The sequence below is a fragment of the Kitasatospora sp. NPDC029367 genome, from assembly GCF_055569135.1.
On the sequence record NZ_JBVHYH010000060.1, the window covers coordinates 25,632 to 38,288 of the forward strand.

11 protein-coding genes and 1 tRNA gene are annotated in these 12,657 nt (G+C 73.1%); 4 read left to right on the forward strand and 8 right to left on the reverse strand.

Features of this window, described 5'->3' with window-relative positions:
* Positions 1-94 precede the first annotated feature (94 nt).
* Complete coding sequence (ppc, locus tag ACZ4W5_RS27495; RefSeq protein WP_465657561.1) at positions 95-2,890, forward strand: phosphoenolpyruvate carboxylase; 2,796 nt, start codon at positions 95-97, stop codon at positions 2,888-2,890.
* Between the two features lie 152 nt (positions 2,891-3,042).
* Here ppc and ACZ4W5_RS27500 read toward each other — a convergent pair whose 3' ends face one another.
* From ACZ4W5_RS27500 to ACZ4W5_RS27525, 6 genes are all read right to left on the reverse strand, one after another.
* On the reverse strand, positions 3,043-3,366 hold the full coding sequence (locus tag ACZ4W5_RS27500) for a hypothetical protein (RefSeq protein ID WP_402486984.1): 324 nt from the start codon (positions 3,364-3,366) through the stop codon (positions 3,043-3,045).
* A 155-nt stretch (positions 3,367-3,521) separates the two neighbouring features.
* Complete coding sequence (gene pth / locus ACZ4W5_RS27505; protein WP_355670028.1) at positions 3,522-4,100, reverse strand: aminoacyl-tRNA hydrolase; 579 nt, start codon at positions 4,098-4,100, stop codon at positions 3,522-3,524.
* A 112-nt stretch (positions 4,101-4,212) separates the two neighbouring features.
* Complete coding sequence (locus ACZ4W5_RS27510) at positions 4,213-4,803, reverse strand: 50S ribosomal protein L25/general stress protein Ctc (RefSeq protein ID WP_360231150.1); 591 nt, start codon at positions 4,801-4,803, stop codon at positions 4,213-4,215.
* Between the two features lie 312 nt (positions 4,804-5,115).
* Positions 5,116-6,093: a ribose-phosphate diphosphokinase gene (locus ACZ4W5_RS27515; RefSeq protein ID WP_360231153.1), complete on the reverse strand. Its 978-nt coding sequence runs from the start codon at positions 6,091-6,093 to the stop codon at positions 5,116-5,118.
* Between the two features lie 203 nt (positions 6,094-6,296).
* The gene (gene glmU / locus ACZ4W5_RS27520; RefSeq protein ID WP_402486976.1) at positions 6,297-7,751 is read right to left on the reverse strand and encodes a bifunctional UDP-N-acetylglucosamine diphosphorylase/glucosamine-1-phosphate N-acetyltransferase GlmU; all 1,455 of its coding nucleotides are present in this window, start codon (positions 7,749-7,751) and stop codon (positions 6,297-6,299) included.
* Positions 7,752-7,902: 151 nt separating this feature from the next.
* Positions 7,903-7,973, reverse strand: a tRNA-Gln gene (locus tag ACZ4W5_RS27525).
* A gap of 267 nt (positions 7,974-8,240) precedes the next feature.
* Between ACZ4W5_RS27525 and ACZ4W5_RS27530 the strand changes: the two genes are divergently transcribed.
* Together ACZ4W5_RS27530 and ACZ4W5_RS27535 are read left to right on the forward strand one after the other, a co-directional pair.
* Positions 8,241-9,242 (forward strand): acyl-CoA desaturase, encoded by a 1,002-nt coding sequence (locus tag ACZ4W5_RS27530; RefSeq protein ID WP_465657564.1) that lies wholly within the window; start codon positions 8,241-8,243, stop codon positions 9,240-9,242.
* A gap of 230 nt (positions 9,243-9,472) precedes the next feature.
* Positions 9,473-10,075, forward strand: coding sequence for a TetR/AcrR family transcriptional regulator (locus tag ACZ4W5_RS27535; RefSeq protein WP_360259311.1), 603 nt, complete (start codon positions 9,473-9,475; stop codon positions 10,073-10,075).
* 62 nt (positions 10,076-10,137) lie between these two features.
* On the opposite strand, the gene ACZ4W5_RS27540 is transcribed toward ACZ4W5_RS27535, so the two are convergent.
* Positions 10,138-10,929, reverse strand: a complete 792-nt coding sequence (locus ACZ4W5_RS27540) for a methyltransferase domain-containing protein (protein ID WP_465657566.1) — start codon at positions 10,927-10,929, stop codon at positions 10,138-10,140.
* A 110-nt stretch (positions 10,930-11,039) separates the two neighbouring features.
* Between ACZ4W5_RS27540 and ACZ4W5_RS27545 the strand changes: the two genes are divergently transcribed.
* Positions 11,040-11,537, forward strand: coding sequence for a MarR family winged helix-turn-helix transcriptional regulator (locus ACZ4W5_RS27545; protein WP_360231165.1), 498 nt, complete (start codon positions 11,040-11,042; stop codon positions 11,535-11,537).
* Positions 11,538-11,625: 88 nt separating this feature from the next.
* Here the strand turns inward: ACZ4W5_RS27545 and ACZ4W5_RS27550 are convergent, their stop codons facing one another.
* Positions 11,626-12,579, reverse strand: coding sequence for a LuxR C-terminal-related transcriptional regulator (locus ACZ4W5_RS27550; RefSeq protein WP_465657568.1), 954 nt, complete (start codon positions 12,577-12,579; stop codon positions 11,626-11,628).
* Positions 12,580-12,657 lie beyond the last annotated feature (78 nt).

Here is a 12,657-nt window from a genome sequence, read left to right on the forward strand (position 1 = left end):
GACAGCGCGGTCCGCACGCGTCACACCCGTCACACTGCGCGTGGACCTGTGACGATGAGCCGTTGCCGAACCCCACCACCAGAGGGAGCCAGCCGTGACCGCTCCGGTCCCCACCCCGGCGGACAGCCCCACCGTCATCGCCGACAATGCCGCCCTGCGCGCGGACATCCGCCGCCTCGGCGACCTGCTCGGCGAGACGCTGGTCCGCCAGGAGGGCCCCCAGCTGTTGGGCCTGGTCGAACAGGTCCGCCTGCTCAGCCGCACCGACGGCGAGGCCACCGCCGAACTCCTCTCCGACATCGACCTGGACACGGCCGCCAAGCTGGTCCGCGCCTTCTCCACCTACTTCCACCTCGCCAACGTCACCGAGCAGGTGCACCGCGGCCGGGAGTTCGCCACCCGCCGCGCCCGCGAGGGCTCGCTGCTGGCCCAGACCGCCGACCAGCTCACCGAGGCCGACCCCAAGCACCTCCAGGACACCCTGGCCCACCTCGCGGTCCGCCCGGTCTTCACCGCCCACCCCACCGAGGCCGCCCGCCGCAGCGTGCTCAACAAGCTGCGCCGGATCGGCGAACTCCTCGACCGGATCCACCGCGAGGAGCTCAGCAACGGCCTGGCCGCCGCCGACCCGGCCCGCACCAGCAGCGCCAAGCGCTCCGCCGACCGCCGCCTCGCCGAGGTCATCGACCTGCTCTGGCAGACCGACGAACTGCGCATCGCCCGCCCCGAGCCCACCGACGAGGCCCGCAACGCCGTCTACTACCTGGACGAGCTCTACCGCGAGGCCGTCCCCGAGGTGCTGGAGGAGCTGCACGAGGAACTCGCCCGGGTCGGCCTGAGCCTGCCCGACGGCGTGCGCCCGCTCACCTTCGGCACCTGGATCGGCGGCGACCGCGACGGCAACCCCAACGTCACCCCGCAGGTCACCTGGGACGTCCTCAACCTCCAGCACGAGTACGGCATCCAGGACGCCCTCGCCGCGATCGACGACCTGCGCAACACCCTCTCCACCTCCGAGCGGCTGGCCGGCGCCTCGGTCGAACTGCTCGCCTCGCTCAACACCGACCTGCACCGGCTCCCCGAACTCAGCCCCCGCTACAAGCGGATGAACGCCGAGGAGCCCTACCGCCTCAAGGCCACCTGCATCCGGCTCAAGCTGGAGAACACCCGCGAGCGCCTGGCCGGCGGCACCCCGCACGTCGACGGCCGCGACTACCTCGGCACCCGCGAACTCGTCGCCGACCTGCGGCTCATCCAGGAGTCGCTGCGCGCCCACCGCGGCGAGCTGATCGCCGACGGCCGGCTGGCCCGCGCCATCCGCACCATCGAGGCCTTCGGCCTCCAGCTCGCCACCATGGACGTCCGCGAGCACGCCGAGGCCCACCACCACGCCCTCGGCCAGCTCTTCGACCGGCTCGGCGAGGAGGCCTGGCGCTACGCCGACATGCCCCGCGAGTACCGGCAGAAGCTGCTCGCCAAGGAGCTCCGCTCGCGCCGCCCGCTGGCCCCCACCCCGGCCCCGCTGGACGAGGCCGGCACCAAGACCCTCGGCGTCTTCAACACCATCCGCCAGGGCTTCGAGCGCTTCGGCGACGAGATCGTCGAGAGCTACATCATCTCGATGTGCCAGGGCGCCGACGACGTCTTCGCCGCCACCGTGCTGGCCCGCGAGGCCGGCCTGATCGACCTGCACGCCGGGATCGCCAAGATCGGCATCGTGCCGCTGCTGGAGACCACCGACGAACTCCAGCAGGCCGACCGCATCCTCGACGAGATGCTCTCCGACCCCTCCTACCGGCTGCTCGTCTCGCTGCGCGGCGACGTCCAGGAGGTCATGCTCGGCTACTCCGACTCCTCCAAGTTCGGCGGCATCACCACCTCCCAGTGGGAGATCCACCGCGCCCAGCGCCGACTGCGCGACGTCGCCCACCGCTACGGCATCCGGCTGCGCCTCTTCCACGGCCGCGGCGGCACCGTCGGCCGCGGCGGCGGCCCCTCCCACGAGGCCATCCTGGCCCAGCCCTGGGGCACCCTGGAGGGCGAGATCAAGGTGACCGAGCAGGGCGAGGTCATCTCCGACAAGTACCTGCTCCCCTCCCTCGCCCGGGAGAACCTGGAGCTGACCCTCTCCGCCACCCTCGCCGCCTCCGCGCTGCACACCGCCCCGCGCCAGGCCCCCGAGGAACTGGCCCGCTGGGACGCCGCGATGGACCGGGTCTCCGAGGCCGCCCACACCTCCTACCGCGCCCTGGTCGACCAGGAGGACCTGCCGAAGTACTTCTTCGCCTCCACCCCGGTCGACCAGCTCGCCTCGCTGCACCTGGGCTCCCGCCCGTCCCGGCGTCCCGACTCCGGCGCCGGCCTGGACGGCCTGCGGGCCATCCCGTGGGTGTTCGGCTGGACCCAGTCCCGCCAGATCGTCCCCGGCTGGTACGGCGTCGGCTCCGGCCTCGCCGCCGCCCGCGCGGCCGGCCTCGGCGACGTGCTGGACGAGATGTACGGCCAGTGGCACTTCTTCCGCAACTTCCTGTCCAACGTCGCCATGACGCTGGCCAAGACCGACCTGCGGATCGCCCGCCACTACGTCGAGCAGCTGGTGCCCGGCGAGCTGCGGCACGTCTTCGACCAGATCGTCGCCGAGCACGACCTCACCCTGCGCGAGGTGCTGCGGCTCACCGGCGAGAACGAACTGCTGGAGCACAACCCGGTGTTGAAGCAGACCTTCACCGTCCGGGACGCCTACCTCGACCCGATCTCCTACCTCCAGGTCGCGCTGCTGCGCCGCCAGCGCGAGGAGGTCGCGAGCGGTCGCCCGGAGGACCCGCTGCGCGCCCGCGCGCTGCTGCTGACCGTGAACGGCATCGCGGCCGGCCTGCGCAACACCGGCTGACGGCCGGCCGAACGCGACGAAGGGGCCCCTGCCCGTCCTCCCCGGACGGGCAAGGGCCCCTTGCCGTCCCGGTGGTGGCGGGCTACGGCGGCTGGGGACGCAGGAGGGGCCGGCGCCCACTCCCGTGGACACCGGCCCCTCACCGCACGTTCCTACTCCGCGGGCTCGCCCGCGCGCCGGCGCTTGAGCCACAGGGCGGCTCCGCCGGACGCGACCACCAGGCCGCCGCCGACCGCCAGCAGCCCCGCGTCGGGGCCGACCGACTCGCCCAGCACCGGACCGAGCTGCGCCGCCGCGGGCTCCGGCGTGACCGCCGGATCGGGCTCGGCCACCGGATCGGCGTGCGCCACCGCGCCGCTGGACAGCAGCATCCCGGCCGCCCCCAGGGCACCGGCGGTGCCGAGCCGTCGTCCGAACTGCTTGAGCCGGACCACCCGGAGCCGCCGAAGTCGGCGGACCGGACGCAATCTCCGCATCGAGAACTCCCCAGGACCCGTTCGCGTACCAGGGCCGACGCTATCCGATCCCGCACAGGGTTCTCACATGGATTCAGGTTTACCGGGCAAGCGTTGTACGACTGTTGTGTACCCGGCACACCGTGCCCATGACGTCACGTCAGGCGCCGCCCGGTTCAGGAGTTGTACGTGCCCTGCGCCCGCTCCAGCCCCTCGGACAGCAGCGCCTCCACCGCGTCGGCCGAGCGGTCCACGAACCACTCCAGCTCCTTGCGCTCGGTCGAGGAGAAGTCCTTCAACACGAAGTCGGCGACCTCCATCCGGCCCGGCGGCCGGCCGATCCCGCAGCGCACCCGGTGGTAGTCCGGGCCCAGCGACTTGGTGATCGACTTCAGCCCGTTGTGGCCGTTGTCCCCGCCGCCGAGCTTGAGCCGCAGCGCCGCGTAGTCGACGTCCAGCTCGTCGTGGACGGCGATCAGCGCCGAGGCGGGCACCTTGTAGAAGTCCCGCAGCGCCGTCACCGGCCCGCCGGAGAGGTTCATGAAGGACATCGGCTTGGCGAGCACCACCCGCTTGCCCGCCAACCGCCCCTCGGCCACCTGGGCCCGGCTCTTGTGCGCCTTGAACTTGGCGCCCATCCGCTGCGCCAGCAGGTCGACCACCATGAAACCGATGTTGTGCCGGTTCCGGGCGTACTGCTCGCCCGGGTTGCCCAGCCCCACCACGAGCCAGGGCCCGTCGTACTCCTCCGCCATGCCGCTCTCACTCCTCGTCTGCGCGCTCGTCGCCATCATCCCGGACACACCGCTGCCCCGGGCGCTCCTGCGGGAGCGACCGGGGCAGCGGCCTCAACTAGGGGTGCGAGGCTCAGGCCTCGGCGCCGGCCTCGGCGGCCTCGGCGTCGGCGTCGGCCTGCGAGGCCTGGGCGCCGATGACCTGCAGCACGACGGTGTCGGCCGTGACGGCCAGCGTGGTGCCCTTGGGCAGCTCGATGTCGCCGGCGGTGATCGAGGCGCCGGCCTCCAGGCCCTCGACCGAGACGGTGACGGCCTCGGGCAGGTGGGTGGCCTCGGCCTCGATCGGCAGGGCCTGCAGGACGTGCTCCAGCAGGTTGCCGCCGGGGGCCAGCTCGCCCTCGGTGTGGACCGGGATCTCAACGGTGACCTTCTCGCCACGCTTGACCAGCAGCAGGTCGACGTGCTCGATGGTGCGCTTGATGGCCTCGCGCTGGACGGCCTTCGGCAGGACGTACTCGTCCTTGCCCTCGATCGGAACGACCAGCAGGGCGTTCGGGGTCTTGAGGGCCATCATCAGGTCGTGGCCGGGCAGGTTCAGGTGAACCGGGGCGTGGCCGTGGCCGTAGACGACACCGGGGACGAAGCCGGCGCGGCGGGCGCGACGGGCGGCACCCTTGCCGAACTCGGAACGGGTCTCAGCGGCAAGGCGGATCTCGGACACGACTGCACTCCTCGGAAGAATGGCGCGGGGGTGCAGGCAACGCGAAAAACCGCCGGGACCACACCCTCAGTACGTTCGGGGGTCACTCGGCGGCAACGACTTCTGCCGACGGACGGAATCCGCCACCGGCAGCGCGTCGATCACGGAGTCGGTGTCCGTCGAGCGGGCACACGACATCCCTCGCCGAGCAGTTTCACGAGTCTAACCGCACCGGCCCGCTCCGGCGAAATCGGGCCCCTGGCGGCCGCCCTCCGTCGAAACCGGCGGCGGCCCCGGACCGGGGTGGTCCGGGGCCGCCTGCGCGGGGCTTCGTCAGTGCACGCCCTCGAAGAGGCTGGTGACCGAGCCCTCCTCGAAGACCTCGCGGATCGCGGCGGCGATCGACGGGGCGATGGACAGCGTGGTGATCTTGTCCAGCTGGAGCTCGGCCGGGGTGGGCAGCGTGTTGGTGAACACGAACTCGCTGACCCGCGAGTTCTTGAGCCGGTCCGCGGCCGGGCCGGAGAGCACGCCGTGGGTGGCGGCCACCACGACGTCCGCGGCGCCGTTCTCGAACAGCGCGTCGGCGGCGGCGCAGATCGTGCCGGCGGTGTCGATCATGTCGTCGACCAGGACGCAGACCCGGCCCTTGACGTCACCGACGACGTCGGCCGACAGGATGGTGTTGGCCTGGGTGGTGTCGCGGCGCTTGTGGATGATCGCCAGCGGGGCATCCAGCCGGTCGCACCACTGGTCGGCCACCTTGACCCGGCCGGCGTCCGGCGAGACGACGGTCAGCTTGGAGCGGTCCACCTTCTCGCCGATGTAGTCGACCAGCAGCGGCAGCGCGAACAGGTGGTCCACCGGGCCGTCGAAGAAGCCCTGGATCTGCGCGGTGTGCAGGTCCACGGCCATCAGGCGGTCGGCGCCGGCCTGGCGCAGCAGGTCGGCGATCAGACGGGCCGAGATGGGCTCGCGGCCGAGGTGCTTCTTGTCCTGGCGGGCGTACCCGTAGAACGGCAGGATCGCGGTGATGCTCTTGGCGGAGGCCCGCTTGAGAGCATCGATCATGATCAGCTGTTCCATGATCCACTGGTTGATGGGAGCCGCGTGGCTCTGCATCACGAAGCAGTCCGCGCCACGCGCCGACTCCAGGAAGCGGACGTAGATCTCGCCGTTGGCGAAGTCGAAGGCCTTGGTCGGGACCAGCTCGGTCCCCAGCGCTTCGGCAACCTCCTTCGCCAGCTCCGGGTGGGCACGGCCGGAGAAGAGCTTGAGCTTCTTCTCACCCGACGTCGTGATCCCGCTCACTGCACCGTCTCCTCGCGTTGCGGACGCTGAACCCCGGCCCCGAGGAGGGCAGGCGCAGCCCGCACTCACGAGGGGATCGGGGAATTGTCGGTACGCCTGGACACGGGCGGTAGGCCCAGTGGCGCACGTATGTCCCCCAGGTTACGCGCCCGCGGAGAAACCGTCCGCCCCGGGGACCGGCCGACCGGTCCCCGGCGGGCGCGTCAGGCCTCGGCAGCGCCGTCGGTCGCGGCCTGCGCGGCCTGCGCGGACACCGTGCCCGGGCGCTTGCGCTCCACCCAGCCCTCGATGTTGCGCTGCTGCGCGCGGTTCACGCCGAGTGCGCCGGGCGGGACGTCGGTGGTGATCACCGAGCCCGCGCCGGTGTAAGCGCCGTCACCGACGGTCACCGGGGCGATGAACATGTTGTCCGAGCCGGTGCGGCAGTGCGCCCCGATGACGGTGCGGTGCTTCTTGACCCCGTCGTAGTTCACGGTGACCGAGGCCGCGCCGACGTTGGTGCCCTCGCCGATCGTGGCGTCGCCGATGTAGGAGAGGTGCGGCACCTTGGCGCCCTCGCCCAGCTCGGAGTTCTTGATCTCGACGTAGGTGCCGACCTTCGCCTTGCGGGCCAGCTTCGCCCCCGGCCGCAGGTAGGCGTACGGGCCGGTGGAGGCCAGCTCGCCGATCTCGGCGCGGTCGGCCGTGGTGTTGCTCACACGGGCGCCGGCGCCGACCAGGGTGTCCCGGAGGGTGGAGTTCGGACCCACCTCGCAGTCCTCGCCCAGGTGGGTCGCGCCCTGCAGCTGGGTGTTCGGCAGCACCACGGCGTCCGGCTCGTACGTCACCTGGACGTCCATCCAGGTGCTGGCCGGGTCGACCACGGTGACGCCCGCGCGCATCGCCCGCTCCAGCAGGCGGTCGTTCAGCAGCCGGCGGGCCTGCGCCAGCTGGACCCGGTCGTTGATGCCCAGGATGTCCCGGTGGTCCTCGGCGACCACGGCGCCGACCCGGTGGCCGGCCTCGCGCAGGATCGACAGGGTGTCGGTCAGGTACTCCTCGCCCTGCGAGTTGTCCGTGGTCAGCTCGGCCAGCGCCTCGGTGAGCAGCTTGGCGTCGAAGGCGAACACGCCCGAGTTGATCTCGGCGATGGCGCGCTGGGTGTCGGTGGCGTCCCGCTCCTCGACGATCGCGGCGACGGTGCCGTCCTCGTCCCGCAGGATCCGCCCGTAGCCGAAGGGCTCGGGGACGACGGCGGTCAGCACGGTGACGCCGTTCTGCTGGGCCTCGTGCGAGCGGGCCAGCCGGCGCAGGGTGTCCCCGGTGAGCAGCGGGGAGTCCCCGGCGGTGACGATCACGGTGCCGTCCAGCGTCACGCCGTCGGCGGCCAGCGACTCCAGCGCGGTGCGGACCGCGTGGCCGGTGCCGTTCTGCTGCTCCTGCACGACCGGGCGCACGGCCGGGTAGTGCGCCGCCAGGTGCTCCTCGACCTGCTCGCGCTGGTGGCCGACCACCACGACGAGCTGCCCCGGCATCAGTTCCCCGGCCGCCGACACCGCGTGACCCACCAGCGAGCGCCCGCACACCTCGTGCAGCACCTTGGGCACCTTGTTCGACTTCATCCGGGTCCCACCACCGGCGGCGAGCACGACAACGGCGGCAAGCGAATTGGCACCCATGCGGGGAGGCTCCTCATTAGGTTCAGAGAGGGCAGAGCAGGCCAGAACGCGGTCCGCACATGTGCTCTGGCAGTTCGAGGATAGTGCGGGGCGGCGAGCCGAAACGCCAGACGCCCGGCCCGCGCATGCCCGCCCGCGGCCGTACTCAGTGCTCCCGGAGGAGGATTCGAACCCCCATAAGCTGGACCAAAACCAGCTGTCCTGCCCTTAGACGATCCGGGACCGGAGCTCCGCCGCCGGAGGCCCGGCGACGCGCTGGGCCAAGACTACGGGGTAGCGCGCTTCACATCTACCACCAATGCCGACCCTCCTGGCCCGTCCGATCCGGGCACGGGAGGGGCCCGGGGTTCATCCATCCAGTCGGGTGAATTCACTCGAGCGCCGCGCGGCGATGTGTTCCCCTGGACACGGAGCGCAACCTACGATGCCGTAGGTTACGCCAACGTAGGTCCGCTCTGTCCCGTACCGGGACGCTGCGAAGGGACGCCCATGACCATCCAGGCCGACGAGGCGCGCGCGGGGGCCACCGCGCTCCCCGACCCCTCCCCCGACTCCCCCGACCCCTCCGCCGAGGCCGCGACCCGGCTGTCCGCCACCCGCGGCGGCGAGAAGCAGGGGGCCGCCGAGCGGATCGCGCTCGTGCTCTTCATCCTCGTGCCGTTCGCCGCGCTGGTCGCCGCCGTACCGGTGGCCTGGGGCTGGGGGCTCGGCTGGACCGACGTGGCGGTCGCCGTCGCCATGTACTTCCTCACCTGTCACGGCATCACCGTCGGCTACCACCGCTACTTCACCCACGGCGCCTTCAAGGCCCCCCGCCCGATGCGGCTGGCCCTCGCCGTCGTCGGCAGCCTCGCCGTCGAGGGCCCGCTGGTGCGCTGGGTGGCCGACCACCGCAAGCACCACCGGTTCAGCGACAAGGACGGCGACCCGCACTCGCCGTGGCGCTACGGGGAGAGCGTCCCGGCCCTGATCAAGGGCCTGTGGTGGGCCCACATGGGCTGGATGTTCGACGAGGAGCAGACCCCGCAGCTCAAGTACGCCCCGGACCTGATCCGCGACCCGGCGCTGCGGCGGATCTCCCGGCTGTTCTGGCTCTGGACCACCATCTCGCTGCTGCTGCCCGCGCTGGTCGGCGGGCTGGTGAGCCTGTCCTGGGAGGGCGCGCTGTCCGCGTTCTTCTGGGGCTCGCTGGTCCGGGTCGCCCTGCTGCACCACGTCACCTGGTCGATCAACTCGATCTGCCACGCCGTCGGCCGGCGCCCGTTCCGCTCCCGGGACCGCTCCGGCAACGTCTGGTGGCTCGCGGTGCTCTCCTGCGGCGAGTCCTGGCACAACCTGCACCACGCCGACCCGACCTCGGCCCGGCACGGCGTCCTGCGCGGACAGATCGACTCCTCGGCCCGGCTGATCCGCTGGTTCGAGCTGGCCGGCTGGGTCCGGGACGTCCGCTGGCCGGACGCGGAGCGGATCGCCGCCCGCCGCGCCGCATGAGGCGGCGCTTCCAGCATGATGTAGGGGTGAACGGGAGCAGCGCAGACAGCACAGGCGGTCACCACACCACGCGGACGGACGCGGCGCCCGGAACGGCGCCGGCCCGTCCGCGGGCCGCTGCGGCGCCGGGCGCGGCCTCCGACGGCGGCGGCGGCGAACGGACCGCGGACGGCCCCGCCGACCGGCCCGCGGCCGCCCCGACCCCGCGCCGCCGGGGCGGGCGGGTCCGGATGACCGGCAAGCAGCGCCGGGAGCAGCTGCTCGAGATCGGCCGGACGGTCTTCGCGGAGCGCGGCTACGACGGCACCTCGGTGGAGGAGATCGCCGAGCGCGCCGGGGTGTCGAAGCCCGTGGTGTACGAGCACTTCGGGGGCAAGGAGGGGCTCTACGCGGTGGTGGTGGACCGCGAGATGCAGCTGCTGCTGGACATGGTGACCGGGGCGCTGACCGGCGGGCACTCGCGCGAGCTGCTGGAACAGGCGGCGTTCGCGCTGATGGACTACATCGACACCTCGACGGACGGCTTCCGGATCCTGGTCCGGGACTCCCCGGTGGCCCAGTCGACCGGCACCTTCGCCTCGCTGATCAGCGACATCGCCACCCAGGTCGAGGACATCCTGGGCCTGGAGTTCAAGTCCCGGGGCTTCGACGCCCGGCTGGCCCCGATGTACTCGCAGATGCTGGTCGGGATGGTCGCGCTGACCGGCCAGTGGTGGCTGGAGGTCCGCAAGCCGGACAAGGCCACGGTGGCGGCGCACCTGGTGAACCTGGCCTGGCACGGGCTGGAGGGCCTGGAGCGGCACCCTCGGCTGGTCGGCGACCGCCGAGGCTGACGGTCCGCCCGTCCGTCCGTCCGTCCGCCTTTCCGCCCGGACGCCGCAGCGCGGGCCACCGGCTACCTCCTGACCCCGACCGCGAAGATCCGCCGGAACGGGAAGACCGTCCCGTACGGCCCGGCCGGGTAGGCCTCGCGCAGCAGCCGCCCGTACTCGGCGAGGAAGGCGGCCCGGTCGGCCCGGTCGGTGAGCCGGCCGAGGACGGGCCGCAGCGCGGTGCCCTTGACCCACTCCAGCACCGGGTCCGGTCCGGGCAGCAGGGTGCAGTAGGTGGTCTCCCAGACGTCGGCCGCGCAGCCGGCCCCGGCGAGGACGTCCAGGTACCGCCCGGGCGGGTGGACACCGCCCCGGACGGCGTCGGTGCCGAGGGCGTCGCGCCAGCGGGCGCTGCGGCGCAGGTCGGCGAGCAGGGTGTGGCTGGGCGCCTCGAAGTTGCCGGGCACCTGGACGGCGACCACCCCGCCGGGCCCCAGGGCGGCCGCCCAGCGCGCCAGCACCGCGAGGTGGCCGTCCACCCACTGGAGGGTCGCGTTCGAGGCGATCAGGTCGGGAGCGGCCGGGGCCGGGTCGTAGTCGCGGGCGTCGGCGAGCAGGTAGTCGGCCGTGGGCTCGCCGTCGGTGCGGGCCGCCGCCAGCATCGGGGCGGAGTTGTCGAGGCCGGTGAGCCGGGCCTTCGGCCAGCGTTCGCGCAGGACGGCGGTGGAGTTGCCGGGGCCGCAGCCGATGTCGAGGACGGTCGGGGCGGGTTCGTTCGGCAGGGCGGGGACCCGGGCGAGCAGCTCACGCAGCGGGCGGGTGCGTTCGTCGGCGAAGCGCAGGTACTGCGCCGGGTCCCAGACGGGGCCGGTCATGGCTCACCTCGCAGGTATCTCGATATCAAGATATCTCCGAAAGCCTCGCTGGCACATTTCTCGATGTCAAGAGACTTCACATCGACACATCCACCGATACACTGATCGTCATGGAGGACGAGGTCGACAGGCTGGTCGCAGCGTGGCGCCGGGAGCGCCCCGACCTCGACGTGGAGCCGCTGGAGGTGCTCAGCCGGGTCAGCCGGCTCGCCCGCCACCTCGACCGCGCCCGCCGCACCGCCTTCGCCGAGCACGGGCTGGAGCCCTGGGAGTTCGACGTCCTGACCGCCCTGCGGCGGGCCGGCTCCCCGTACCAGCTCTCCCCCGGCCAGCTGCTCACCCAGACCCTGGTCACCTCCGGCACCATGACCAACCGGATCGACCGCCTCACCGGCAAGGGCCTGGTCAAGCGGCTGCCCGACCCCGACGACCGGCGCGGCGTGCTCGTCCGGCTCACCGACGACGGCCGCGACCGCGCCGACCAGGCGCTGGCCGGCCTGCTCGCCCACGAGCGCGAACTGCTGGCCCAGCTCAGCTCCGGCCAGCAGGGCGAACTCGCCGGCCTGCTGCGGCTGCTGGTCGCCCCGTTCGACAACATCCCGGGCTGAGCGGGCCGATCGGGCTGATCTGGCCGAACGGGGTTGAGCGAGCCGAACGGCCCCGACGGCGTCGTTAAGGCGCCCGGCTGGCGCCGGGCTACGGCGTGGAGGCGATCGACGGCGGCGCGGCCGGCTCCGCCGGACTGACCCCGGCCCGCCGGGCCACCGCGACGGCGGCCAGCGTGGAGTGCACCCCCAGCTTCCCCAGCACGTTCTGCATGTGGGTGCGGACGGTGTGCGGCGACAGGTACAGCCGCTCCGCCACCGCCTGCCGGCCCAGGCCCGCCACCATGCAGCGCAGGATCTGCTTCTCCCGCGGGGTCAGGGCGTCCACCAGCCGCTCGCTCTCGGTGCGGTCCCGCCGGGCCGTGGTGAGCTCGCGGATCACCCCGGTGAGCAGCGCCGGCGGCAGATGGGTCTCGTCCCGCAGCACCCCCCGGATTACCGCGAGCAGCCGGGCCAGCGAACTCTCCTTCGCCACCCAGCCGGTGGCGCCCGCGTGCAGTGCCCGGGCGGCGCGGTGCGGGTCGTCCGCGGTGGCCAGCACCACCCCGCGCAGCCCCGGATGGGCCCGGCGGAGCCGGCCCAGCAGGGTGATGCCGTCCGGCGGCGGGGCCGTGGGCCGCAGCTGCTCGGCGCGGAGCTGGTCGGCGACGCGGAGCTGGTCCACGGGACGGAGCTGGTCGGCGGCGCGCAGCTGCTCGGCGGGGCGGGCGGCGGCGGTCGCCGGGGTGGGCGGGGCGAGCGGGGAGCCGCCCGGCCTGCGGGCGGCGGGCGCCCCCGGGGCCGGGCGGCGCCGGGCCTCGTCGGCCGCCTCCGGACCGGGTCGGGCCCGGGCCGCCGGACCGCCCGCCTCGACCCCGAGGTCGGCGTCGATCAGCGCCACGTCGTAGGCCCGCCCCTCGGCCGCGGCCCGCTCCAGCGCGCGCTCGGCGGCGGCCGCGCTACCGGCTGCGCCCACCTCCACGTCGGGCTCGGCGGCGAGCGCCGCGGCCAGTGCCTCGGCGAAGATCCGGTGGTCGTCGACCACCAGGACCCGGATCCGCCCCATCGTCACTACCCCCTGCTCAGAGCGCCCGAGCCCGGGGACGGGGGCCGGTCCGGCGTCCGCGTTCCGGACCCGCCGTTC